Origin of the sequence: Sphingomonas sp. Leaf407 (assembly GCF_001425385.1) — a bacterium.
Classification (GTDB): Bacteria; Pseudomonadota; Alphaproteobacteria; order Sphingomonadales; family Sphingomonadaceae; genus Sphingomonas.
In genome coordinates this window covers 338,284-362,705 of record NZ_LMQO01000003.1, presented here as the reverse complement: position 1 = coordinate 362,705, position 24,422 = coordinate 338,284, and the positions used below count along the sequence as shown (strand labels likewise).

Annotated in this window: 25 protein-coding genes; 7 read left to right on the top strand and 18 right to left on the bottom strand. The window is 68.8% G+C overall.

Annotated elements, in window-relative coordinates:
- Window positions 1-74: 74 nt before the first annotated feature.
- From ASG37_RS11100 to ASG37_RS11065, 8 genes are all read right to left on the bottom strand, one after another.
- Window positions 75-908 carry a CheR family methyltransferase gene (locus ASG37_RS11100; protein WP_156349125.1) on the bottom strand — a complete coding sequence of 278 codons (834 nt, stop codon included), beginning with the start codon at window positions 906-908 and terminating at the stop codon, window positions 75-77.
- Window positions 905-1,903, bottom strand: a complete 999-nt coding sequence (locus ASG37_RS11095) for a chemotaxis protein CheB (RefSeq protein ID WP_235525188.1) — start codon at window positions 1,901-1,903, stop codon at window positions 905-907. Before ASG37_RS11095 ends, ASG37_RS11100 begins: the two co-directional genes overlap by 4 nt.
- 54 nt (window positions 1,904-1,957) lie before the next feature.
- Entirely contained in the window at window positions 1,958-2,323 is a 366-nt protein-coding gene (locus ASG37_RS11090) for a response regulator (protein WP_055759733.1), read from the bottom strand.
- 78 nt (window positions 2,324-2,401) lie between these two features.
- Window positions 2,402-2,848, bottom strand: coding sequence for a CheW domain-containing protein (locus ASG37_RS11085; RefSeq protein WP_321163096.1), 447 nt, complete (start codon window positions 2,846-2,848; stop codon window positions 2,402-2,404).
- Window positions 2,845-5,157, bottom strand: coding sequence for a chemotaxis protein CheA (locus tag ASG37_RS11080; RefSeq protein ID WP_055759730.1), 2,313 nt, complete (start codon window positions 5,155-5,157; stop codon window positions 2,845-2,847). The genes ASG37_RS11085 and ASG37_RS11080 overlap by 4 nt, the downstream gene beginning before the upstream one ends.
- A 54-nt stretch (window positions 5,158-5,211) precedes the next feature.
- Complete coding sequence (locus ASG37_RS11075) at window positions 5,212-5,910, bottom strand: hypothetical protein (RefSeq protein WP_055759727.1); 699 nt, start codon at window positions 5,908-5,910, stop codon at window positions 5,212-5,214.
- Between the two features lie 434 nt (window positions 5,911-6,344).
- Window positions 6,345-6,983, bottom strand: a complete 639-nt coding sequence (locus ASG37_RS11070; protein ID WP_055759724.1) for a histidine phosphotransferase family protein — start codon at window positions 6,981-6,983, stop codon at window positions 6,345-6,347.
- Entirely contained in the window at window positions 6,980-7,474 is a 495-nt protein-coding gene (locus tag ASG37_RS11065; protein ID WP_082448252.1) for a Mov34/MPN/PAD-1 family protein, read from the bottom strand. The genes ASG37_RS11070 and ASG37_RS11065 overlap by 4 nt, the downstream gene beginning before the upstream one ends.
- A gap of 16 nt (window positions 7,475-7,490) precedes the next feature.
- Here ASG37_RS11065 and ASG37_RS11060 point away from each other — a divergent pair, with 16 nt between their 5' ends.
- From ASG37_RS11060 to mtgA, 3 genes are all read left to right on the top strand, one after another.
- On the top strand, window positions 7,491-8,444 hold the full coding sequence (locus ASG37_RS11060; protein ID WP_055759719.1) for an RluA family pseudouridine synthase: 954 nt from the start codon (window positions 7,491-7,493) through the stop codon (window positions 8,442-8,444).
- Window positions 8,445-8,499: 55 nt separating this feature from the next.
- Entirely contained in the window at window positions 8,500-9,405 is a 906-nt protein-coding gene (gene rpoH / locus ASG37_RS11055; protein ID WP_055759716.1) for an RNA polymerase sigma factor RpoH, read from the top strand.
- 292 nt (window positions 9,406-9,697) lie between these two features.
- Window positions 9,698-10,420 (top strand): monofunctional biosynthetic peptidoglycan transglycosylase, encoded by a 723-nt coding sequence (mtgA, locus tag ASG37_RS11050; protein WP_055759713.1) that lies wholly within the window; start codon window positions 9,698-9,700, stop codon window positions 10,418-10,420.
- Between the two features lie 206 nt (window positions 10,421-10,626).
- On the opposite strand, the gene ASG37_RS11045 is transcribed toward mtgA, so the two are convergent.
- The 3 genes from ASG37_RS11045 to ASG37_RS11035 form a co-directional block, all read right to left on the bottom strand.
- The gene (locus ASG37_RS11045) at window positions 10,627-10,875 is read right to left on the bottom strand and encodes a hypothetical protein (protein WP_055759708.1); all 249 of its coding nucleotides are present in this window, start codon (window positions 10,873-10,875) and stop codon (window positions 10,627-10,629) included.
- A gap of 251 nt (window positions 10,876-11,126) precedes the next feature.
- Window positions 11,127-11,450 carry a YbaB/EbfC family nucleoid-associated protein gene (locus ASG37_RS11040; protein WP_055759705.1) on the bottom strand — a complete coding sequence of 108 codons (324 nt, stop codon included), beginning with the start codon at window positions 11,448-11,450 and terminating at the stop codon, window positions 11,127-11,129.
- Entirely contained in the window at window positions 11,447-13,063 is a 1,617-nt protein-coding gene (locus ASG37_RS11035) for a DNA polymerase III subunit gamma/tau (RefSeq protein ID WP_055759702.1), read from the bottom strand. The genes ASG37_RS11040 and ASG37_RS11035 overlap by 4 nt, the downstream gene beginning before the upstream one ends.
- A 248-nt stretch (window positions 13,064-13,311) precedes the next feature.
- Between ASG37_RS11035 and ASG37_RS11030 the strand changes: the two genes are divergently transcribed.
- Together ASG37_RS11030 and ASG37_RS11025 are read left to right on the top strand one after the other, a co-directional pair.
- Window positions 13,312-14,592 (top strand): Hsp70 family protein, encoded by a 1,281-nt coding sequence (locus tag ASG37_RS11030; RefSeq protein WP_055759700.1) that lies wholly within the window; start codon window positions 13,312-13,314, stop codon window positions 14,590-14,592.
- A gap of 164 nt (window positions 14,593-14,756) precedes the next feature.
- Window positions 14,757-15,755: a nucleoside hydrolase gene (locus ASG37_RS11025; protein WP_055759698.1), complete on the top strand. Its 999-nt coding sequence runs from the start codon at window positions 14,757-14,759 to the stop codon at window positions 15,753-15,755.
- Window positions 15,756-15,970: 215 nt separating this feature from the next.
- On the opposite strand, the gene treF is transcribed toward ASG37_RS11025, so the two are convergent.
- Both treF and ASG37_RS11015 read right to left on the bottom strand, forming a co-directional pair.
- Entirely contained in the window at window positions 15,971-17,548 is a 1,578-nt protein-coding gene (gene treF / locus ASG37_RS11020; protein WP_082448249.1) for an alpha,alpha-trehalase TreF, read from the bottom strand.
- Window positions 17,549-17,615: 67 nt separating this feature from the next.
- Complete coding sequence (locus ASG37_RS11015) at window positions 17,616-18,620, bottom strand: fumarylacetoacetate hydrolase family protein (RefSeq protein WP_055759696.1); 1,005 nt, start codon at window positions 18,618-18,620, stop codon at window positions 17,616-17,618.
- Window positions 18,621-18,766: 146 nt separating this feature from the next.
- Here ASG37_RS11015 and ASG37_RS11010 point away from each other — a divergent pair, with 146 nt between their 5' ends.
- Together ASG37_RS11010 and ASG37_RS11005 are read left to right on the top strand one after the other, a co-directional pair.
- The gene (locus ASG37_RS11010; RefSeq protein ID WP_055759694.1) at window positions 18,767-19,213 is read left to right on the top strand and encodes a hemerythrin domain-containing protein; all 447 of its coding nucleotides are present in this window, start codon (window positions 18,767-18,769) and stop codon (window positions 19,211-19,213) included.
- Between the two features lie 42 nt (window positions 19,214-19,255).
- Window positions 19,256-20,545, top strand: a complete 1,290-nt coding sequence (locus ASG37_RS11005) for an adenylosuccinate synthase (RefSeq protein ID WP_055759690.1) — start codon at window positions 19,256-19,258, stop codon at window positions 20,543-20,545.
- Between the two features lie 76 nt (window positions 20,546-20,621).
- On the opposite strand, the gene ASG37_RS11000 is transcribed toward ASG37_RS11005, so the two are convergent.
- The 5 genes from ASG37_RS11000 to ASG37_RS10980 all read right to left on the bottom strand — a co-directional run bounded on the left by ASG37_RS11000 (window position 20,622) and on the right by ASG37_RS10980 (window position 24,398).
- A complete protein-coding gene (locus ASG37_RS11000) occupies window positions 20,622-20,930 on the bottom strand; it encodes a hypothetical protein (RefSeq protein WP_055759686.1) in 309 nt (102 codons plus the stop codon).
- A 139-nt stretch (window positions 20,931-21,069) separates the two neighbouring features.
- Window positions 21,070-22,137 carry a chorismate synthase gene (gene aroC, locus ASG37_RS10995; protein ID WP_055759683.1) on the bottom strand — a complete coding sequence of 356 codons (1,068 nt, stop codon included), beginning with the start codon at window positions 22,135-22,137 and terminating at the stop codon, window positions 21,070-21,072.
- Window positions 22,137-22,649, bottom strand: coding sequence for a GNAT family N-acetyltransferase (locus tag ASG37_RS10990; RefSeq protein ID WP_156349124.1), 513 nt, complete (start codon window positions 22,647-22,649; stop codon window positions 22,137-22,139). The genes aroC and ASG37_RS10990 overlap by 1 nt, the downstream gene beginning before the upstream one ends.
- Window positions 22,650-22,656: 7 nt before the next feature.
- Complete coding sequence (fabI, locus tag ASG37_RS10985; protein WP_055759676.1) at window positions 22,657-23,460, bottom strand: enoyl-ACP reductase FabI; 804 nt, start codon at window positions 23,458-23,460, stop codon at window positions 22,657-22,659.
- Window positions 23,457-24,398, bottom strand: coding sequence for a YihY/virulence factor BrkB family protein (locus ASG37_RS10980; protein ID WP_055759673.1), 942 nt, complete (start codon window positions 24,396-24,398; stop codon window positions 23,457-23,459). The genes fabI and ASG37_RS10980 overlap by 4 nt, the downstream gene beginning before the upstream one ends.
- Window positions 24,399-24,422: the final 24 nt, after the last annotated feature.

Below are 24,422 nucleotides of genomic sequence, written 5' to 3'. Positions count from 1 at the left end.
ACTTGCCCGCACCCTCCATCACGCTTCGCATCTGGCTTGCGGCGGGACCGCGCGAAACGCAACAGGATTGGCCGCTACCGCAGCGCCGGTCGATAGAGTCCGCGATACCGCTCGGACGGGACCAGCGCGTCGCAATGCCCGATCACCGTCTCGCCCGCGCCCAGCACCAGCACGCCGCCGGGCCGCAGCGAACAGGCGATCCGGTCGAGCACCCGCCGTCGCATCGGCGGCGACAGGTACATCAACAGGTTGCGACACAGGATGATGTCGAACCGCCCGGCCATCGGCGGCTCGGCGATCAGATTTTGTTGCGAGTACAATATGCGATAGCGCAACTCCGCCTTCGCTTCCCACAGCTCGCCGCGCTGGTCGAACCATGTCATCAGCCGCCGGATCGGCAGGCCGCGCTGCACCTCGAACTGGGTATAGCGCGCGTCGCGCGCGCGCCGCAGCGCGCGTGCCGAAATATCGGTCGCGCGGATTTCGGGGATCGCCTGCCCGCTCGCCAGATGATGCTCGTGGAACAGCATCGCCAGCGACAGCGGCTCCTGCCCGGTCGAACAGGCCGCCGACCACAGCCGCACCTTGCGATCCGGCGTCTCGCGCATCATGTCGCCCGCCGCCCCGGCGACCAGTTCGAGCACGCCGGCATCGCGGAAGAACGACGTTTCCTGGTTGAGCAGCGCATCGACCACCGCGTCGCCCAGACCGCGTTCGGTGTCCGCCGACATCCGCGCGACCAGTTCGTCGAGCGTGGCGAGGCCGCGTTCGCGCAGCATCGGTTGCAGCGCGCTGTCGATCCGCCATGTCCGCCCGGCGTCGAGCTGCTGCCCGGTGCGCGCCTCCAGCAGCGCGACGATCGTCGCGACCGCCGATCCGCGCGGGGCGAGGGGCAGCGCCATCGTCATGCCGGCCGCCGCCCCCTGGCGATGAACGCGCCCAGTTGTTCGGGCGTCCCGATCGTCGTGGCCAGCCCCGCCTCGACCACCGCGCCCGGCATTCCCCAGACGACCGAGGACTGCCGCTCCTGCGCCGCCACCGCGCCGCCGTGCGCCTTCACCTGCGCCGCGCCCCGGCACCCGTCGCGCCCCATGCCCGACAGCACCACCACCAGCGCGCGCGCGCCATAGACCCGCGCGACCGATTCGAACATCGGATCGACCGAGGGCAGGCAACCGCTCGCCGCCGGGGTCCGGTCGAGCCGGATCGCCGCGCCGTCGGTCGTCGCCACCACCCGCAGATGCGCATCGCCCGGTGCCAGCACCATCCGTCCGCGCCGGATGCGCAGGCTGTCGGCCCCGACATCCACCGGTCGCCGCGCCAGCCGCGCCAGTTGCCCGGCGAAATAGCCGGTGAACGATGCCGGCAGATGCTGCGTCAGCAACATCGGCACGTCGCACTCGGCCGGGATCGCCGCCAGCAACGGGGCGAGCGCGTGGATGCCGCCGGTCGACGCGCCGATCGCGATGACGTCCCACGCATCCCGGGCGGCAGGGCCCGGCGACTGCACGGCATCGACCACCGCCGTCTGCAACCGTTCGGCGAACCGCCCGACCATCGCCGAGGAGGCGGGCTTGGCGATCGTCGCCACCGCGCCCAGCGACCGGGCGTGCAATGCCGCCGCCGATCCGTCGTCGCACGTCGCCGACAGCACCAGGATCGCCGCCTGCGGGGCCAGTGCCGCCAGCGTCGGCAACCCCGACAGCCCGTCGATCCCGGGCAGGTTCAGGTCGAGCAGGATCACGTCGATCCGCTCACGCGCCAGCACCGCCAGCGCCGCGCCGATCCCGCCGACCGCCGCGACCACCGCATGCCCCGCCATCGCATCGATGATCCGGGCGACGATCACCCGCGTGACCACTGAATCGTCGATCACCATCACCCGCACGTCATGGTGCGTCACGGTATCACTCGAAGGTCGGGCCAGCGCCATCACCGGGCCATTCCGACCGGCGCCTTACGAAACGCCGACGATCTGGAGCTTGCTCTCCAGCGTTTCGCGGTCGAACGGCTTCATGACATATTCGTCGGCCCCCGCCTCGATCGCGGCACGGATATAGGCCATGCCGTTCTCGGTCGTGCAGAACACCACCTTTGGCCGGTCGCCGCCCTCGCTCTGGCGCAGCGCGCGCAGGAAATCCATGCCGCTCATCACCGGCATGTTCCAGTCGAGCAGGATCACGTCGGGCGAACGCTCGGTGCAGCAGGCCAGCGCCTCGCGCCCGTCCGCCGCCTCGCGCACCTCGAAGTCGAGCGTCTCGAGGATATGGCGCGCGACCTTGCGGATCACCTTCGAGTCATCGACGACCAGGCAGCTCTTCATCGGATACCCTCTACCACTATCACGCCGTCACCATGGCCGAACTTCGTAAGCGTCGCGTTAAGCGCCGGATACGAAATGCTACGCAGCGATCCGCCCTTCACCCGTCACCCGCGCGACGATGGCGGGCAGGTCGACGATCAATACCGGCGTGTCGCCACGCTCGATCATGCCGTCCGCCACCGCCGCCCAGCGCGGGCACAGCACCAGCCCGGGGGTGAGCGGCTGCACCTCGAACTCCAGCACGTCGTCCAGCGCATCGACCAGCAGCGCGTAATGATGCCCGTCGACCCGCGTCACCACCGCGCGACGACGCGGCGGCGGGGTGATCGCCTCGTCCAGCGCGACGCCGGTATCGATCACCGTCACCACCCGGCTGCGCAGCGCCGCCAGCCCGCGCACCGCCCGCCTTGCCAGCGGCACCGGCGTGACCGTGCCGATGTCGACCACCGATTCCACCTGATCGGACCGGATCGCCACCGCCTGTCCATCGATCGTCGCCATCAGCAGCAGTTCGACCATCGTCATTCCCCCACCGCCATGCGCACCGCGCGCAACACGCCTTCGCGGTCGTAGCGATAGATGCTGCCATCGCCGCTGTCGGCCAGTGCCTCGCGCAGCCGCACCACCGGTGCGCCACCCGACGCGACATGCGCATCGCCCGCCTGCGCCAGCACGATCGCCGGCGGGGCATCGCTCTCCGCGCGGTCGATCGTGCGGTATCCCGCCTGTTCCAGCATCGGGCGCAAGAACGTCGCCATCCATCCGCCGCCATCGCTCAGCAGGCAGGTCGGCCGCGCCGCCCGCGCCGCCATGCTGCCTTCGGCATGCTGCTCGAACAGCCACAGCACGTCGACCTGCTCGGTCTGGTCGCCGTCCAGCATCACCACGCCCGCGATCGGCCCCGCCTGTCGCGCCGGCACCATCTCCGCCGGCAGCGTCACGATGTCGATCGCCTCGCGGATCGCATAGGCCACCTCGATCGCGCCGTCGGTCAGCCGCAGCACCTCGACCGGCCCGGTCCCGTCGCATGGCCCCATCGCCTCGACCGGCACGATCCGCCCGTCGATCGTCATCCGCAACCGTCCCGCGCTCTGGCGCAGCGCGTCGCGCGGCACCTTCTCGATCCGGTCGATCGCCGCCAGCGGCAACACGCGCCGCTGTCCGTCGAGATCCTCGAACAGCAGCGCGGCGATCCCCGGCTCCACGACCGCTTCCTCGACCGCCGCCTGCCGCAGCGTATCGTCGAAGCGCAGCCCGGCCAGTTGCGCCGCGCCGGCGCAGTCGAGCAGCAGCATCGGCTGGCCGGTATCGGGCAGCGTCTGCCCGGCATACAGGCCGCACGCCATCACCGAGGGACAGGCCGGCCGCACCACCAGTTCCTCGGTATCGCACACCTGATCGACCGCCAGCGCGAAGTCGCCGCCGCCGATGCCGACCACCACCAGCATCTGCGCACCCGGCGCGATGGTGCTGTCCGCGCCGATCAGCTCGCACAGGTCGACCACCGCCATCCGCCGGTCGCGCACCGCCGCCACCCGCGTGCCGCCGACGGTGTCGACCCGGATATTGCGCCCACGCTGGCTCACGATCTCGCTGATCGCCTGCCGGGGAATCGCGAAATGATGGCCGCCCGCCGTCACGATGATCGTCGACACGATCGACAGGGTCAGCGGCACCTGCATCACGATGCGCAAGCCCCGTCCGGGCATGTTGTCGAGGGTGATGCGCCCGCCGATCTGGTCGACCGACGCCTTGACCACGTCCATGCCGACGCCGCGTCCCGAAATCTCGGTCACGACGTCGCGCGACGACAATCCGGGCGCGAACACCAGTTCGCAGCGTTCGCGCTCGGACAGTGCGCGCAGTTCCGCCTCGCTCCGCCCGCCGCGCACCGCCTTGCGGACCAGCGCCTCGGTATCGATCCCGCGCCCGTCGTCGGCGATCTCGACGATGATCTGGTTGCCCGACTGGCGCGCGACGATATGCAGCCGGCCGGCCTCGCGCTTGCCCGCCGCGCGGCGCTCCGCCGGCGCCTCGATGCCATGGTCGATCGCGTTGCGCACGACATGCAGCAGCGGATCGCGCATCACTTCGATCATCTCGCGGTCGAGTTCGACGTCGCTGCCGTCGATCGTCAGCGTCACCGCCTTGCCCAGCGTCGCGGCGGTATCGCGCACCATGCGCGGCAATGCCGAGAACAGCGTCTCGATCTTCTGCATCCGCGTCCGGGTGACGGCATCGCGCATGTCGGCGACCGACGCCGACAGCCGTTCCACCGCCGCCTCCAGTTGCGGATCGAGGTCGATCTCGCGCAGCCGCCGCACCAGTTCGTTGCGCACCAGCACCATGTCGGACATGCCGCTCATCATGCGTTCGAGCAGATCGACGTTCAGCCGCACGCTGCGCTGCGCCACCCGCCCGGCGGCGGGCGCCGGCATCGCCACCGGCACCTCGACCACCGCCGGCCCGCCCTCGGCCAGCGCGGCGATCAGCCGGTCCTCGTCCCCGTCGCCCAGCGACGTACCCGAATCGATCGCCTCGACCAGCGCGCCGATCCGGTCGACGATCGCCAGCACCGCATCGACCAGCGCCCGGTCGGGCCGCCGCCGCCCGTCGCGCACCTCGGACAGCGCATCCTCGGCGGCATGGCTCAGGCGCGACAGGCGCGGCAGATCGAGGAAACCGCAGCTTCCCTTCACCGTATGGACGAAGCGGAAGATTGCATCCAGCCGAGCGCGATCGTCGGGCGCGGCCTCCCACGCGACGATCTCGCCGGCCAGCGGCTCCAGCGTCTCGCGGGTTTCCGCGATGAATTCCTGCAACAGATCGTCCATGCGGCTCCGCCCGTTCGTAAGGGGCAGCATGGACGACGGGTCGTTAAGAGGGGGTTAGGAGGCGGCGACCTGCAACGGCTGACAGACGACACTGGCGCGCGCCATCGCCGCCGTGGTGCCGTTGTCGAAAAAGCTCCGATCGGTCGCCACGCCCAGATAGTGCTGGAAGATCCACATCTGCCGTGCGGTAACGTTCAGTATCTCGGAGCGATTACGGGTTTCCTCGATCGTCGTTTCCAGCTCCGCCATCAGATCGCCTTCGACCGGCCCCGTCCGATTCTCCAGCACCCGCAGCCTCGCCCACGCCGACTGCTCCTCCCGTTGCATCTCGTCATAGGTTTCGACCATGCTGAAATACGACGTGATACCGTCGATCTGCCGACGTGGCAGATAGTTCAGCTCGCCGCTGCCGAGCAGCGTATTCCAGCCCGGTTGATAGAACGGCCGGATGTTCGGCCGGCCGATCGCGCCGATCGGCCGCAACCTGCCCGTCCGTCGCGCCGCCGCCAGCTCGGCGCGAAGCTCGTCGAGGCGGCGCAGGTAGCACCGCCCCTTCATCATCCGTTCCTCGAGGCTGACGCCGTTCCGGCCCAGGTCGGTCCGTATCACCGCCAGCGTCGCCCGCGCATTGACGCGGTGGCGCAACCCGTCGGCAACCTCGCCGATCGCCAGCGCGATCAGGACGCCGAGCACGATACTGCCGATTTCGCGCAACCATGGCCGCGCGGCTTCGCCTGTCCCGGATTCGCTCATAGATCACCCCCGCAGGAGGCATCGCAAAACGATCGTCGTTTCGCAATCGGTCCGATGGTCAGCGCAGCCGTGGGCCGGACGCGACATTCCTTCGCGCGTCGTCACCCCGGACCTGTTCCGGGGTCCACCTAGCCGCAAAGGCGGTCGATCGAGGCTCAAGGCGTACCGATCGCCGAGCCGTGGACCCCGGAACGAGTCCGGGGTGACGAAAGGGGCGGCCGTTTCGGCCGGAAATGCCAAATGTCGATCGGCCCTTGGGCCGGACGGGATATTCAGCCGATGTTACGCCTTTTCGTCGTTCCCGCGCAGGCGGGAACCCATAGACGCAACGGGCGCGATTCCATCACTGGCGTTGGCGTGTATGGATCCCCGCCTGCGCGGGGATGACGCGGGGGGGGCAAATCCCCCCCGCCAAAACTAAAGGTCGATCCCGTCTAGCGCGGCGGAAACGACGCCCCGAACAACAGCACCGGCGAATCGACCGGCGACACCTGCAACTCGCCATTCCCCTGCTCGACCAGTTCGCGCACCAGACACGCTGCCGCCGCGCGCGGAGTCATCATCGCCGCATCGCCCAGCAGCGCGCCGCGCAGTTCGGGGTCGAGCACGATGCGCTGCCCGTCGGCGCGCACCACGATCTCGACACCGCCACCGCCCGTCTCGGCGCCCACGTCCAGTTGCCCGCCGCGCACCAGCGCATCGCCCGCGATCAGCGCAAGGTTCAGCAGCACCTTCACTGCCGGCTTGGGCAGCGACGGCGCGTCGACCATCCAGCCGAGCTTGACCCGGTGGTTGTCGACGAACAGCCCCTCGATCGCCGCCTTCGCCTCGCGCGTGTCGATCGAATCGCCAAAGCCGCCCGCCGCACCGAACGCGAGGCGAAAGAATTTCAGCTTGTTGGCCGATGCCCGCGCGCTGTCCGCCAGCAGTTCGAGGCAGCGGGCGCGCATGTCCGGGTCATGCTCGTCGGCCAGCAGTTCCAGCCCGTTGTTGAGCGCCCCGACCGGACTCAGCAGGTCATGGCACAACCGCGAACACAGCAGGCTGGCGAAATCGGCGGGGCTGAGGCTCAAAGCGGTGCAATCCTTGACGGGCGGAACGACACTGTCCGTTCGCCATCCTCCATGTGGACCGCCAGACATTTTTTTTCAACGCGATTGGGCAGTTCGACCGTGAAAGCCACGGGATCGAACCGGCCATGCACCGCCCCGCCCGCCACCGCGCGCCACAGCCGGGCGGTGCAGTGGCCGACGATCAGCCACAGCATGCCGTCCGCCGCCGCCTGCGCCGCGTCGGTCGGCGACGGGTCGGGCCGCCCGCCCGGATGGGTGTGATACCAGCCGGCGATGGCCGCGCCGCCACCCCGCGCATCGCGGTGCGCCGCCAGCAGCGCGGCGGGATCGATCTCGAAATGCCGCGCCGGGTCGGGCGCGACGTTCGCCGTCGCGTCCGCACGCACGATCCGCGCGCCCTGGCCGCGCAGGATACCGCAGCGCTCGACCGGACTCGCCGCCCCCTCGCGCAGCAGGGCGAGGAGCAGTTCGCTTGAAAAGATCGGCGTCATTCCCATCTCGTAACGGATGGACCGGGGGGTTTCCACGATCACCGCACGCATTCCCGATGGGCTGCACGGACAACGGATCGACAAGGCGCTGGCCGATGTCGTCGCCGACCTGTCGCGCGAACGGATCAAGGCGCTGATGGCGGCGGGCCATGTCGCGGGCGATGCCGGCCCGATCACCGATTCGTCGCGCAAGGTCGCCGCCGGGCAGAGCTTCACCATCGCCGTTCCCGCCGCCGTGCCGCTCGATACGGTGGCGCAGGATATTCCGCTGTCGATCGCCTATGAGGACGATCACCTGATCGTCGTCGACAAACCTGCCGGGCTGGTGGTGCATCCCGCCGCCGGCAATCTCGACGGCACGCTGGTCAACGCGCTGCTCCACCATTGCGCGGGGCAATTGTCGGGGATCGGCGGCGTCGCGCGCCCGGGCATCGTCCACCGCATCGACAAGGATACCTCGGGGCTGCTGGTCGTCGCCAAGAGCGATGCCGCGCACGAGGGACTTGCCAGCCAGTTCAAGGATCACAGCATCGATCGCCGCTATCTGGCGGTCGTCGCGGGGCGGGTGACGACCTCGACCGGCAAGGTCGACGCCCCGCTCGCGCGCTCGCCCAACGATCGCAAGAAGATGGCGATCGTTCGTGCCCCCCATGCCAAACATGCGGTGACGCACTATCGCCCGCTTCGCCCCTTGCGCGACGCGACGCTGATCGAATGCCGGCTGGAAACGGGGCGGACGCATCAGGTGCGGGTGCATATGGCGTCGATCGGCCACCCGCTGCTCGGCGATCCGGTCTATGCCGGGCGGCGGCCCGCGCTCCAGTCGCTGCTGGGGCGCCTTGGCTTCCGGCGGCAGGCGTTGCACGCCGCACATCTCGGGTTCATCCACCCCGTGCTAAAAAACGCTTTGGCGTTCGATAGCGACCTTCCGGCAGACATGCAGGAACTGTTGGGGCATCTTCACGTATAAGGTCGGACACGCCGCACTGCGGCACGTCCTGACAGGGACAAAGGGAGTTTAGACGATGGCAACTGGCAGCAACGTCCCGGCGACGATCCCGGCGCTCGGCGGCGAGGCGAGCCTCAACCGCTATCTGTCGGAAATCCGCAAATTTCCGATCCTGGCACCCGAGCAGGAATATATGCTCGCCAAGCGGTTCCAGGAACATGGCGATCCCGAGGCGGCCGCGCAGCTCGTCACCTCGCACCTGCGCTTGGTCGCCAAGATCGCGATGGGCTATCGCGGCTATGGCCTGCCGGTCAGCGAGCTGATCTCCGAAGGCAATATCGGGCTGATGCAGGGCGTGAAGAAGTTCGAACCCGATCGCGGCTTCCGCCTCGCCACCTATGCGATGTGGTGGATCCGCGCCTCGATCCAGGAATTCATCCTGCGGTCGTGGAGCCTCGTGAAGATGGGCACCACCGCCGCGCAGAAGAAACTGTTCTTCAACCTGCGCCGGATGAAGTCGAAGCTCGATGCGTTCGAGGACGGCGACCTCAGCCCCGAACATCTCCACAAGATCGCGACCGACTTGGGCGTCACCGAGGAGGAAGTCACCTCGATGAACCGCCGCATGGCGATGGGCGGCGACACGTCGCTCAACGTGCCGATGCGCGAGGATGGCGAGAGCCAGTGGCAGGACTGGCTGGCCGACGACAGCCCGTTGCAGGATTCGGTCGTCGCCGAGGCGCAGGAGGCCGACGTCCGCCACGGCATGCTGGTCGAGGCGATGGACGACCTCAACGACCGCGAGAAGCACATCCTGACCGAACGCCGCCTGACCGACGATCCCAAGACGCTTGAGGAGTTGTCGCAGGTCTACGGCGTCAGCCGCGAGCGCGTCCGCCAGATCGAGGTCCGCGCGTTCGAAAAACTGCAAAAGGCGATGATGCGCCTCGCCGGCGACCGCCGGATGCTGGCGGCGGTGTAACCCATCGGGGCGACCACCGACGGTCGCCCCACCCCCCTCCGTCATTCCGGCGAAGGCCGGAATCCATAACCCATGCCCTCCCGGCTCCAGCCGCGACCGCAATTGCCGACCTGTGCTCCTCACACCGTCAGCACAGGCAGCGGTCGAAGCCGCCAACGCACCCGGCAAGCGAACCCCGAAAGCGCGGGAAGCATCAAGACACCACGCGACCGCCGCCCCACCCCCTCCCGACTCCTGCCGCGCGCAGTTGCCACCTTGCCCTCCCCCACCCCCAAAGCGTAGCGAGCATGGCATGGCCGCCCGCACCGCCCCCCGCTCCCGCCCCGCCGCCACGACGTGGCACCGCCGCCTCCTCGGCTGGGCGATCAAGCTCGTGCTGGGCTTCGTCGTGCTATCGGTCGTGCTGGTGCTGATCCTGCGCTTCGTCCCGCCGCCGATCACGCTGACGATGCTCGGCGATGTCCCCACCGGCCACGGCGTCACCAAAAGCTGGCGGCCGTTGTCCAGCATCGATCCCGACATGGCCCGCGCGGTCATCGCTGGTGAGGACAGCCGCTTCTGCGCGCACAACGGCTTCGACTATGCCGCGATCGCCAACGCCGCGCGCCGCAACCTGACCGGCGGGCGCATCCGCGGCGGCTCGACGATCAGCCAGCAGACCGCGAAGAACGTCTTCCTCTGGCAGAACGGCGGTTATTTCCGCAAAGGGCTGGAGGCATGGTTCACCGTGCTGATCGAGGCGATGTGGGGCAAGCGCCGGATCATGGAAGTCTATCTCAACGTCGCCGAAACCGGCATCGGCACGTACGGCGTGGAAGCCGGCACCCAGCGCTATTTCAAACATTCCGCCGCGCGCATGTCCCCGCGCGAAGCGGCGCAGATCGCCGCCGTCCTGCCGCTGCCCAAGAAGCGCGCCGGCATCGCGCCGACCGGCTTCACCCGCCGCTACGCCCGCACGATCGAAACCCGCATCGGCGTCGTCCGCCGTCAGGGCTTCGACGGCTGCCTGAACTGAGCGGATCGGCATTCCTTCGCGCGTCGTCACCCCGGACTTCTTCCGGGGTCCACCTCGCCGCAAACGCTGTCGATACAGCCTCAAGGCGCACCGGTTGCCGAGCCGTGGACCCCGGAACAAGTCCGGGGTGACGAAAGGGGTGGCTGTTGCGGCCGAAAATGATGAAGACTGGCCGGCAATGCTGAAGGTCGATCGACCCTGACCGCTTACTTCGTCGCCCGCTCCACCGCGTCGCCGGCCTTGTCCGCAGCATCGCCAACGCTCTTGGCCGCCGATGTCACCGCACCGGTCCGCGCATTGTCGTTGTTCGCCTGATTAAGCAGGAAATAGGCCGCGACGATCACCGCGATCAGCACCGCCAGCCCGATCAGCAACCCGCCGCCCGACCCGCGCCGTTCGATGATCGTGGTATGCGGCGCGCCGTTCGTCGTCGTCTCGATGCGATCCTCGGCCATGACAAGAACTCCGTTGCGGAAAGATTGCAGCAACAACCGCCCGCCCGGAAGCTTGTTCCAGCAGCGTATCAACCGTCCGCAACGACGAACGGCCCACTCCCTCGCCGGAAACGGGCCGCCCTCAGTCAACTCCCCTCCCTGACAGGGAGGGGCTGGGGGTGGGTCGGCCCAAGGCGGACGCTGACCTGCCCTAGCAACCCACCCCCGACCCCTCCCTTGTCAGGGAGGGGAGCAATCCTACCGATCAACCATCAGAACGGCAGCTTGAACCCCGGCGGCAGCGGCAGGCCGCTGGTCAGCTTCGACATCTCGGTCGAACTCGCCGCATCCGCCTTCGCCCGCGCGTCGTTGAACGCGGCAACGATCAGGTCCTCCAGCATCTGCTTTTCGGATACCTGCAACAGCGAATCGTCGATGTCGACGCCGAGGATGCGCCCCTTGGCCGACGCGCGGACCTTCACCAGCCCGCCGCCCGACTGGCCATCGACCTCGATCGTGTCGAGGTTCGCCTGCGCCTTGGTCAGTTCGTTCTGCACGTTCTGCGCCATCGCCATGATATCGTCGAGATTCTTCATCGTTCCACCTTCTTCCATTCGATCAGTTCGGCATCGGGAAACGCCCGGAACGCCGCCACCACCAGCGGCGAGGCGAGGATCGCGGCGCGTTCGTCCATCGCGCGTGCTTCGTGCTGTTCGCGCAACGTCGCCTCGCCCGCCCCCTCGCCGATCAGCACGCGCCAATGGACCCCGGTGATCCCTTTTAGCGCCTGTTCCAGATCGCGCGCGAAGTCCGCCGGCAACGGCCGGCTCCCGCTCAGCTCCAGCAGGTTCGGCTCCAGCCGCAGCATCCGCGCGCAATTGCGGAACTGCGCCTCGAGCGAATGGCGGCCGTGCTTCGAGAGCAACTGCGCCACCGCCTCCATCGTCTCCGGGCTGGGCGGCGCGACCGGCTCGGGCGGCGCGGCGACCGGCGCCGGAACGCTAGGCACCTGCCCGGCGGCCAGTTGCTTCGCCAGCGCCCCCGGATCGGGCAGCGACGAGGCATGGACGATCCGCAGCAGCGCCATCTCGCACGTCTCGATCGGCAGCGCCGCGCGCGACACTTCCTCATGCCCCTTCAGCAGCAACTGCCACAACCGGTGCAGCATCGGGAACGACAGCGCGCTCCACCCATCGAACGCCGCGCGCTCCTCGGCCGACTGGCCCGCCCCGCGATCCCCGCCGACCTTGACGATGGTGACGCCGTGAACCGTCTCGAGCAGCGTGCGCAGCACCGACGCCGGATCGACGCCCAGATCATATTGCTGGCGCAGCGCCCGCAGCGCCCCCGCCGCGTCGCTCTGCAACAACAGGTCGAACAGCGCGCGGATCGCCCCGCGATCCGACAGCCCCAGCATCTGCCGCACCGCATCGGCGCGCACGCCGTCACCCTCCAGCCCGCCGTGCGCGATCGCCTGGTCGAGAATCGAGAGGCCATCGCGCGCCGACCCCTCGGCCGCGCGCGCGATCAGTTGCAGCGCTTCCGCCTCGGCCTCGACCCCCTCGGCCTCGACGACATGCGCGAAATGCCCGGCCAGCAATTCCGCCGGGATGCGTCGCAGGTCGAACCGCTGACAGCGCGACAGCACCGTCACCGGCACCTTGTGGACTTCGGTCGTCGCCAGCAGGAACTTGACGTGCGCCGGCGGCTCTTCGAGCGTCTTCAACAGCGCGTTGAACGCCGGCGTCGACATCATATGGACTTCGTCGATGATGTAGATTTTGAAGCGCGCCGACACCGCGGCATAGCGCACCGCCTCGGTCATCTCGCGCACGCTGTCGACGCCGTTGTTCGACGCGGCGTCGATCTCGATCACGTCGATATGCCGTCCCTCGGCAATCGCGCGGCACGGCTCGCACACCCCGCACGGATCGATCGTCGGCCCGCCCTGCCCGTCGGGGCCGATGCAGTTCAATGCCTTGGCGATCAGCCGCGCGGTCGACGTCTTGCCGACCCCGCGCACCCCGGTGAGCAGGAACGCATGGGCGAGGCGCCCGCGCGCGATGGCGTTGCCCAGCGTCGTGACCATCGCATCCTGGCCGATGAGCTGCGAAAACGTCTGCGGCCGGTATTTGCGCGCCAGCACCCGGTACGGCTGCGCCGCCTCCGGCACCGCCGGCAGGTCAAGGTCGAGAAAGGAGTCGGACATTGTCGCTACCCCTAGCGCGTGGGGACGGCGGTGTCGAAGGGGGTGTGGTTCCTTTACGTCATCCCCGCGCAGGCAGGTGTCGACAACCGCAATCCCTTCACAACCTGCTCCCCTCCCTGTCAGGGAGGGGAGAGGCCATGACCCGCCGTCCGGCTGAACGTCGATCGGTCCCAAGGCAGTGACGAACGGCTTGTTGCCATCGCCACCACCGGTGTACGGCACCCCGCCGCTACCGGAGTACGTGCCCCATGCCCCCCGTCCTCGGCCTCGATTTCGGCACGACCAACACCGTCCTCGCGCGGGCGGGCGACGACGGCCGCGCCACGCTGGTCCCGCTCGCCACCCCGCACGGTCCCGACAGCGTGTTCCGCTCGGCACTGTGCTTCTGGCAGGACGAGGTGCCCGGCGGCATCGCCCACGCCGCCGGCCCATGGGCGATCGACGAATATCTCCAGTTCCCGGAGGGTTGCCGCTTCCTGCAATCGTTCAAATCGGTCGCCGCCAGCGCCTCGTTCGACAGCGCGCCGATCTTCCAGCGCCGCTACCGCTTCGAGGACCTCGGCCGGACCTTCCTCGATCATCTCGCCAGCCACGCCGGCGGCGCGCTGACCGGGGCGAAGCGGATCGTCGTCGGCCGCCCCGTCACCTATGCCGGCCACCGCCCCGACGAGGCGCTGGCACGCACCCGCTACGACGCGATGTTCGCCGCGCTGGGCGTGCAGATCGTCTATGTCCACGAGCCGCTCGGCGCGGCGTTCAGCCACGCCGCGACATTGGATGCCGCCGCGACGATCCTCGTCGCCGATTTCGGCGGCGGCACCAGCGACTTCTCGATCGTCCGGCTGGAGGCACCGGGGTCGGAGCGCCGCGCTACCCCGCTCGGCTCGGCGGGCATCGGCATCGCCGGCGACCAGTTCGACCGCCGCATCCTCGACCGCCTCGTCCTGCCACTGCTCGGCAAGGGCGGCACCTATCGTTCGTTCGACAAGGTGCTGGAAATCCCGCCCGGCCATTTCACCGACTTCGGCGACTGGTCGCGCCTCGCGCTGATGCGCAACCGCAAGACGCTCGCCGAACTCGAAACGCTGCGTCGCGCCGCGACCGATCCGGCGGCGATCGAACGCATGGTCGCGGTGATCGAGGGCGAACAGGGCTATCCGCTCTACGACGCGGTCGGCCAGGTCAAACGCGCGTTGTCGCAGGGCGACGAGGCGACCTTCGCGTTCGAAGGCGGCGGCATCGCAATCGAGGCCCCCGTCACCCGCGCCCAGTTCGAGGACTGGATCGCCCCCGACATCGAGCGCATCATGGGCGTTGTCGAGCGCGCGCTCGACACCGCCGGCGTATCGGCCGACGCGATCGACCGCGTGTTCCTGACCGGCGGCACCTCGCTCACCCCCGCCATCCGCCGCGCCTTCGCCACCCGCTTCGGCGAGGGGCGGCTGGCCAGCGGCGGCGAACTCACCTCGGTCGCCCACGGCCTCGCCCTCATCGGCGCGCAGGAGGATGTCGCCGCCTGGGCGGCGTAGCGGCACATGATCCGTCATGTTGCCCCTTCGTCACCCCGGGCCTGTTCCGGGGTGACGGTTTTTTGGGGTCTGGAACTGAAGGTCGATCGGACCCACCCCCTGTCCTACACCGCCACGCTGCGGCAGGATGCCGCCCGGACGCGACGCGACAGGAGGAACCCGCGATGGACAGACGATCGATCCTGACTGGCATCGGCGCGGCCGGTTGCGCCGCGATCCTCCCCCGCCCCGCCGCCGCGCAGACCTTGAGCGCCCGCCCCCGCTCGCGCGTCATCCTCGACAATGATTTTTCGGGCGATCCCGACGGGCTGTTCCAGCTTGCGCATCATCTGCTCTCGCCCGCCGTCACCGTGCCGCTGGTGATCGGATCGCACATCCACCTCGACGACTTCCTCGACAAAAGCACGACGCAGGCCGACCATGCGGTGCGCGTCGCCAGCGAAGTGATCGACCGGATGCGCCTCGCGCAGCGCCCCGTTCTGATCGCCGGCCGCAACGCCGCGCCGCCGCCCGGCGCACCGCCCGAAGCGACCCTCGCCGCCCGCCGGATCATCGCCGAGGCGCTGCGCACCGATACCGACCTGCCGCTGTTCTACGCCGCAGGCGCGGGGCTTACCGATCTCGCCGAGGCATTGCGGATCAACCCGCGCATCGCCTCGCGCATGAAGTTGGTCTGGATCGGCGGACCCGAACACGGCGATCCGCTCCGCACCGCCACCCCCGAATACAACCTCACCATCGATCTCGCCGCCGCGCAAACCGTGTTCAACGATTCGGGCGTCGAAATCTGGCAGGTCGCGCGCGACGTCTATCGCACGCTGCTCGTCAGCCATGCCGAACTGGTCGAGGGGCTGCGCGGCACCGGCGCGCTCGGCGACTATCTGCTCGACCGGCTCGAAGCGACGATCGCGCTGGCCCGCTACCGGCTCGGCGAGACCTATGCGCTGGGCGACAGTCCGCTGGTCACGCTCACCGCGCTGCAATCGGCGTTCGACGCCGACACCTCATCGAGCGCCTATCGCCTGCGCCCGACCCCGCGCATCACCGATCGCGGCGGCTATGCGCCCATGCCCGGCGGCCGGCCGATGCGAGTCTATACCGCGATCGACACCCGCCTGACGCTCGCCGACATGTTCGCCAAATTCCGTGCGGCGAGCGGATGATCGTGCCACATCGGAATGCTACGCATTCGCAACAAACACGTCGCTAGTGTAAACTTTGTAAACTTTGGACCGACTTTCGGTACGAAACGTACTAATCCCCCCTCCCTGACAAGGGAGGGGTCGGGGGTGGGTAGGCTAAAGAGGAACCGCAACCGCCCCACAACCGACCAACCCACCCCCAACCCCTCCCTTCCAGGGAGGATAGCAAGTCCGGCCTAATTCCGCCCCGCCGACGCCCGGTCGAGCAACGCCCGCGTCACCCCGTTGGTCCAGCCGAACCCGTCCTGCAACGGATACTCGCCACCCCCGCCCGGCCGCACCGCCTCGACGTCATATTTCTCGACCAGCTTGCCCGAGGCGGCATATTCGCGCTCGACCGTGGTCAGGAAGCGGCCGGCGATCCGGTCGGCCAGCGCCCGCTCGCCCACCCGGTCGAGGCCGTGGACCGCCACCCATTGCAGCGGCGCCCAGCCGTTCGGCCGGTCCCACTGCTGCCCGGTCTCCACCTCGGTACTGCGCAGGCCGCCGGGCGCGACCAGCCGCGCCTCGATCGTCCGGGCCACCCGCGCGGCGCGTGGCCCGGTCGTCAGCCCGACGAACAGCGGAAAGGCGGTGGCGGCGCTCGCCCCGCCGCGCAACCGCCGGCGGGCGACGTCATAATCGCCATAGCGCCCCTCGCCCTCGCTCCACAGCCAGCGCTCGATCGCCTGGCCGCGCCGCGCGGCCCGCGCCGCAAAGTCGCGCGCGGTCGCCGCATCGCCGGTCCGCGTCGCCAGATCGGCGATCGATCGCTCCAGCCCCCACAACAGGCTGTTGAGATCGGCGGGCAGCAGGTTGGCGGTATCGATCGTCGCCAGCGTCCGCCCATCGGCCAGCCAGCGCGACGAATAGTCCCAGCCGCTCTCCGCCCCGGCGCGCAGGTGGCGATACACCTCGGCCGCCGGCCGCCCGCTCGCCCGCGCCGTCTCGACATCCTCGCGCCAAGATTCGTCGCGCGGGGTGTCGCGCCCATCCCAGTAATGCTGGAGCACCGCGCCGTCGGGCAACGTCACCGATCGTTCGGGCGCGGTGAAAAAGGCGTGCTCGCGCTTCAGCGCCGCCAGCCGCCGCTTCAACACCGCCGGGTCGTGCACCTTCGACAGCCCCATCATCAGATAGAGGAACGGCGGCTGCGACCGGCTGAGATAATAGCTGCGCGTACCATTGGGCACATGGCCGTACCGCTCGACCAGATCGGTGAAGCCCGCGACCATCGATTCGATCAGGTCCTGCCGCCCGTCCGCCGCCAGCCCCAGCATCGTGAAATAGCTGTCCCAATAGTACAACTCGCGAAACCGCCCGCCCGGCACCACGAACCGGTCGCTGACCGCCAGCGCGCTCGACCCCGGCGGCGGCGTGACGGGATCGCGGGTCAGATGCGGCCACAGCTCGGCGATATGCCGCGCGATCGGCAGGCGCGGCCCGGTGGCGGACGCGGGCGGCGTCTCCAGCCCCGGCACGTCGAAATTGGCGAGGACGAACGCGCGGAGCGCCGCGTCATCGGCAAAGCTTCCACGGCGATACTCGGCAAGGATCGCCGCGTCGCTCCGCCTCGGCACCGCATCGACGAAGGTCTTGCCGTCGGGAAAGATGCGCCGCATCTGCACCGCCTCGAACAACGGCCCGAAGCGCTCGGCCGGTGTCGCCACCGCGCCCGCCCGCGATACCTGCGCCACCGGCGGCGCGCCCGGCATCGTCGCACACCCGGCGAGCAACAGCGGCAGCGCCCAGCGCAGCGGTTTGGCGTGAATCATGGCATGGCCCCCGACGGTTACGACTCCGCTACAAATCGTCGAGGGGCCACCCCCGTTCCCTTGAACGTTACCCGCCGACGACCTGTTCGATCACCCCGAAGATCGGATGATGCCGGTCGTCCTCGGCCCAGATGCGGACGGTATCGCCGCGTTTCAGGAACGGCGTCGCCGCCTTGCCGCCCCGGATCGTCTCGACGGTGCGCAGTTCCGCGAGGCACGAATAGCCGACCCCGCCGTCGCCCACCGGCTTGCCCGGCCCGCCGTCGGCATCGCGGTTGGACACGGTGCCAGAGCCAATGATCGTCCCCGCCCCCAGCGCGCGGGTCTTCGCGGCATGGGCGATCAGCGTGCCGAAGTCGAAGGTCATGTCCTCGCCCGCCTCCGCCCGGCCGAACGCCACGCCGTTCAGATCGACGCACAGCCGGCGGTGCAGCTTGCCGTCCCGCCACCAGTCGCCCAGCGAATCGGGCGTCGCGAAGACGGGCGAGAAGGCCGAGGCCGGCTTCGACTGGAAGAAGCCGAACCCCTTGGCCAGTTCGCCGGGAATCAGCCCGCGCAGGCTGACGTCGTTGGTCAGCCCGACCAGCCGCACCGCCGCCAGCGCCTCCTCGCGCGACGCGCCCATCGCGACATCGCCGGTCACGACCACCACCTCGCCCTCGAAATCGAGGCCCGAGCTATCGTCGCCGGCCGGGATCGGATCGCGCGGGCCAAGGAACCCGTCCGACCCGCCCTGATACATCAACGGATCGTGCCAGAAGCTGTCGGGCATCTCCGCGCCGCGCGCCTGCCGCACCAGCGCGACATGGTTCACATAGGCGGAGCCATCGGCCCATTGATACGCGCGCGGCAGCGGCGATGCCGCGTCGCGCTCGTGAAACCGGTCCTTGGGAATCACGTCATGGTCGAGATCGGTGGCAAGGTTGCGCAGGTCGCCTGCCACCCGGTCCCAATCGTCCAGCGCCGCCTGCAACGTCGGCGCGATCGCGCTCGCATCGGCATACCACGCCAGGTCGGTCGAAACGACGACCAGCCGGCCGTCGCGGCCATGCTTGAGGCTGGCAAGTTTCATGGGCACGCTCTCCTGCGATTATCCTGTGCGCCCGGTTGTGCGCGCGGGTTTCACGGATGTCGAGGGCGCGTATCCCTCATGCTTTGTTAGCGTTTTCATACGATCCATATGTATTGTCATCCGCACCGCACCGGGGGAATCGAGCGATGTTGCACCGGGATCGACTGAGTGAGGAACACAAGGCGATCGAAGCGGTCGCCGCCGGCTTGCTGGGCCTGTGCGCCACCCGTCCGCTCGATCCGGGTGCCGTCGCCCGGGCCCGCTGGCAGCTCAGCCGCCTGCTGCTCGCCCATCTCGCGACCGAGGACCAGCTGCTCTACCCGCTGCTCGAACGCGATCCGTCGCCGGAGGTCGCCAATCTGTCGCGGCGGATGCAGGCGCAGATGGGCGGCCTCGCCGATGCGTTCAAAGCCTATATGCGCGACTGGGACGGCACCGCCCTCGCCGCCGATCCCGACGGCTTCGTCCACGCTACCCGTGCCGTGCTCGCCGCGCTCGGCCAGCGCATCCGGCAGGAGGAATCGCAACTCTATCGTCACATTCCGCCGCCTTCGGCACCGCGCACGGTGGACGCGGCCCCGCGACGCGCCTAAGCGCCGTCCACATACGCGGACAGTATCGAGGAATTGGACGGAGTGGCCAACGTAGCGGTGATCGGCGCCCAATGGGGTGACGAGGGCAAGGGCAAGATCGTCGACTGGCTGGCGGAACGCGCCGACATGGTCGTCCGGTTTCAGGGCGGGCACAATGCCGGCCATACGCTGGTCGTCGGCGGCACCACCTATAAACTGTCGCTGCTGCCCTCGGGCATCGTGCGCGGCACGCCGTCGATCGTCGGCAACGGCGTGGTGCTCGACCCCTGGGCACTCAAGGCCGAGATCGAGCGGCTGCGCGATCAGGGCGTCTCGGTCACGCCCGACACGCTGATGATCGCCGAAACCTGCACGCTGATCCTCCCCTTCCACCGCGACCTCGACGGGTTGCGCGAGGATGCGAGCGGCGCCGGCAAGATCGGCACCACCCGTCGCGGCATCGGCCCGGCGTACGAGGACAAGGTCGGCCGCCGCGCGATCCGCGTCTGCGACCTCGCCCATCTCGACCAGCTCGAACCGCAGCTTGATCGCCTCACCGCGCATCACGACGCGCTGCGCGCCGGCTTCGGCGAGAGCGCGATCGACCGGGCGCAACTGATCGCCGAACTGCGCGAGATCGCCGGCTTCGTGCTGCCCTATGCCCAGCCGGTGTGGCGCGTGCTCGCCGACGCCCGTGCGAAGGGCAAGCGCATCCTGTTCGAAGGCGCGCAGGGCGTGCTGCTCGACATCGATCACGGCACCTATCCCTTCGTCACCTCGTCCAACACCATCGCCGGCACGGCGGCGGGCGGTTCGGGCATGGGACCGGGCGCGGTCGGCTTCGTGCTCGGCATCGCCAAGGCGTACACCACCCGCGTCGGTTCCGGCCCCTTCCCGACCGAACTGGAAGACGCCACCGGCCAGCGGCTGGGCGAGCGTGGCCATGAATTCGGCACGGTCACGGGGCGCAAGCGCCGCTGCGGCTGGTTCGACAGCGTGCTGGTGCGTCAGGCGGTGGCGGTATCGGGCGTGACCGGCATCGCGCTGACCAAGCTCGACGTGCTCGACGGGTTCGAGGAAATCCGCATCTGCACCGGCTATCGCCTCGGCGATCGCACGCTCGATTATTTCCCCGCCCATGCCGCCGACCAGATGGCGGTCGAGCCGATCTACGAAACCATTGCCGGCTGGTCCGAATCGACCGCGGGCGCACGGAGCTGGGCCGAACTCCCGGCGCAGGCGATCAAGTACATCCGCCGGATCGAGGAACTGATCCAGTGCCCGGTGACGCTGGTATCGACCAGCCCCGAGCGCGACGATACGATCCTCGTCCGCGATCCCTTCGCCGACTGATCGCACGTCGACCGACGCGAAAAAGGCCCGCCCGGAACCTCCGGGCGGGCCTTTTTCATACGCAATCCGTACCGCGTCAGCGGGGCGTCGCGCCCGGCGGCGTGCCGACCGGTGTATCGCCGGTGGTATTCGGCGGGGTCGTATCGTCGGTCGTGGTTGTCGACGGATCGGTCGGACGTGCCGGATCGTCGGGCTGCGTCGTGGGTTCCGGCACCGGGTTGGTCGGACCGGTCGTCAGCGGCGCGGGCTGCGTCGGACGGGTCGGATCGATCGTGCCGGGTGTCGTCGTCGGTGAGGTCGGCGACGTCGGGGTCTGCGGCACCTGCGCGATGGCGGCGGTCGATCCCGCGAGGATCAGCAGGCCGGTAAAGATGGTCTTACGCATCGGAAGTCTCCTTGCATCAAGCAGGAGGTTCAAGTCCCCGGGCGTCCGATTGGCTCCACCAGTCCTGCTCAACCCATCGCAGGATACCAACATTTCCCGGACCAGCCGTTGCCGATCGACGATGGCCGGTCCGGCCGGTTCAGCCGGTCTGCCCGCGATGCCGCAGTTTCTGGTCGGCCAGCACCAGCGCGACCATCGCCTCCACCACCGGCACGCCGCGGATGCCGACACACGGATCGTGGCGGCCCTTGGTCGCGATCACCGCCGCTTCGCCCTGCGGCGAAATCGTCTCGACCGGCGTCAGGATCGAGCTGGTCGGCTTGAACGCCACGCGCAGCCGGACCGGCTGTCCCGTCGAGATGCCGCCCGCGATCCCCCCGGCATGGTTCGCCAGAAACTCCGGCCCGTTCGCGCCGGGGCGCATCGGATCGGCATTCGCCTCCCCCGACAGCGCCGCCGCCGCGAAGCCGTCGCCGATCTCGACGCCCTTTACCGCATTGATCGACATGGCGGCGCTCGCCAGTTCGGCATCGAGCTTGGCATAGAGCGGCGCCCCCCACCCCGCCGGCACGCCGACCGCTTCGCAGGCGATCACCGCGCCGAGCGACGATCCCGCCTTGCGCGCGCCGTCGACCAGCGCCTCCCAGCGCGCGGCGGCGGCGGCATCGGGACAGAAGAACGGATTGCGGCCAATTTCCTGCCGGTCGAACTTCGCCGGATCGATCGCATCGCCGCCGATCGATTCGACCCATGCGGTGATCGTCACTTCGGGGATGACCAGTCGCGCGACCGCACCCGCCGCGACCCGCGCCGCCGTCTCCCGCGCCGACGACCGGCCACCGCCGCGATAGTCGCGAAAACCATATTTCGAGTCATAGGCGTAATCGGCATGACCGGGACGATAGGCCTTGGCGACCTCCGAATAATCCTTCGACCGCTGGTCGACATTCTCGATCATCAGGCTGATCGGCGTGCCGGTCGTCCGACCCTCGAACACGCCCGACAGGATGCGCACCGCATCCGGCTCGCGCCGCTGCGTCGTGAACCGGCTGGTGCCCGGCCGCCGTGCGTCGAGGAACGGCTGAATGTCTTCCTCGCTCAGCAGCAACCCCGGCGGACACCCGTCGACGACCGCGCCCAGCGCCGGCCCATGGCTCTCGCCCCAAGTGGTGAACCGGAACAGATGCCCGAAGCTGTTGTGGCTCATCAATCGTCTCCGAGCGCCGCGAACGCACTGGCGTGGGTCGCCGTGCCGGGGGTGTGGATGCACGGCCCGTCGTTCAGGCGCAGCGCCATGAAATGCTCGCCGGCATAAGGGCTATCAAAACCCGCCGCGACGGCGGCGTCGAAGCCGAAGCGGTCGTAAAACGCCGGATCGCCCAGCACGAACGCCAGTTCCGCGCCACCGCTACGCAGATGGGCGATGGCGGCGGCGGTCAGCGCCTCGCCCACCCCTTGCCCACGCCCCTCGCGCGCCACCGCCAGCGGCGCGATGGCGACCGCCGCCACCTCGCGCGTATCGGCGGTGACGTGCATCCGGCTGGCGGCGACCATGCCGGTGATCGCGCCGGCATCCTCCGCGACCAGCACCAGCACCAGATCGCCGTCGATGGCGAGGTGCTGCACCAGCCGCGCTTCCTCATCCCGTGGGAAACAGGTGCGCAGCAACGCATCGACCGCCGGAGCATCGCCGCCGGTCGCGGCACGGATCACCGCCACGATGACCTCAGGACAACGCGATGTCGGGTGCGTCCTCGGCCTTCATGCCGATGACGTTGTAGCCGGCATCGACATGGTGGATCTCGCCGGTCACGCCGCTCGACAGGTCGCTCAGCAGATACAGCCCCGCCCCGCCGACATCGTCGATCGTGACGTTGCGGCGCAACGGCGAGTTCAGCTCGTTCCATTTCAGGATGTAGCGGAAATCGCCGATGCCGCTGGCGGCCAGCGTCTTGATCGGACCCGCCGAGATCGCATTCACCCGGATATTCTCCGGCCCCATGTCCATCGCCAGATATTTGACCGACATGTCGAGCGCCGCCTTGGCAACACCCATCACATTGTAATGCGGCACGACCTTTTCCGACCCGTAATAGGTCAGCGTCACCAGCGATCCGCCGTTGGGCATCAGCGCCCGCGCGCGCTTGGCGACGGCGGTGAAGGAATAGACGCTGATGTTCATCGTCATCAGGAAATTGTCGAGGCTGGTGTCGTAATAATGGCCGCGCAGCTCGTTCTTGTCCGAAAAGCCGATCGCGTGGACGACGAAGTCGATCGTCGGCCAGCGCGCCGCGATCCGCTCGAACGCGGTGTCGAGCGACTCCATCGTCGCGACATCGCATTCGATCAGAAAGTCCGATCCCAGCTCGCCCGCCAGCGGCCGCACGCGGCGCTCCAGCGCCTCGCCCTGATAGGTGAAGGCCAGTTCGGCCCCCTGCGCGGCCAGTTGCTTGGCGATGCCCCAGGCCAGCGACCGATCATTGGCGAGTCCCATGATGACCCCGCGCTTGCCCTGCATCAGTCCGTTCACGCGACTTTCCCTTTTTCTTCGTCCGTCGGCCCCTCTAGCGCGGCTTCGGGCGTCTCCGCCAGCGCCGCGTTCAATTCGCCGCCGATCACCACGCCCAGCCCGACGATATAGAAGAAGAACAGCGCGATCATCACGCCCGCAAGGCTGCCATAGGTGCGGTCATACCCCCCCAGCATGTCGAGCGCGAGCGGCAGGAGCTGCGTCGTTCCGATCCACACCCCGGCCGTCGCCACCGCGCCCGGCCATTTGGGACAACCCGACTGACGGTATCGCTTGGGGGCCAGCGTATAGAACAGGATGTAGAGCGCCAGCAGCAGGGCGAGTGCCGGAAACAGCTTCGCGATCGACAGATACGCGGCATAGGGCGCAAGGAACGGCAACGCGCGATAGATCAGTTGCTCGACGCCGACCAGCACGACCTGCAGGCTGAACGCTACCATCAACAGCACGACCGACCCGACGATCAGCCCGATCGATCCCAGCCGATATTCCCAGAATGGCCGCGAGAACGGCACGCCATACGCTTGCCGCAGGATCGATCGCACCGTTTCGATGAACCCGGTGGTCGTCCACAGCCCCACCAGCGCACCGAGCCACAGCAGCGATCCCGACCGTGCCTGCAACACGTCGAGGATCGGCTGCTGGAGGACGCTCGCCACTTCGGCCGGCACGGTTTCGAGGAAGGCGCTGACGGCATGGACGCTGTCGTCGCTGCGGCCGAACGCCCGCGCGATCGCCGCCGCGACGATGAAGAACGGGAACAACGTCAGCAGCGACAGATAGGCGAGGTTGCCGGCATGGGTGAAGCCGTCGTTGAACGTGCCGACGACCACCCGCTTCGCCACTTCCATCGCCCGCGCCGACGGGCGCAATCGCGACAGGGCCGGGCGGCCGCGCCGGTGGCGTGCTTCGGGGCTTTCGGGCGACGGCTGGGTCATGGCTGCTCCAGCCGGGTTCAGGTC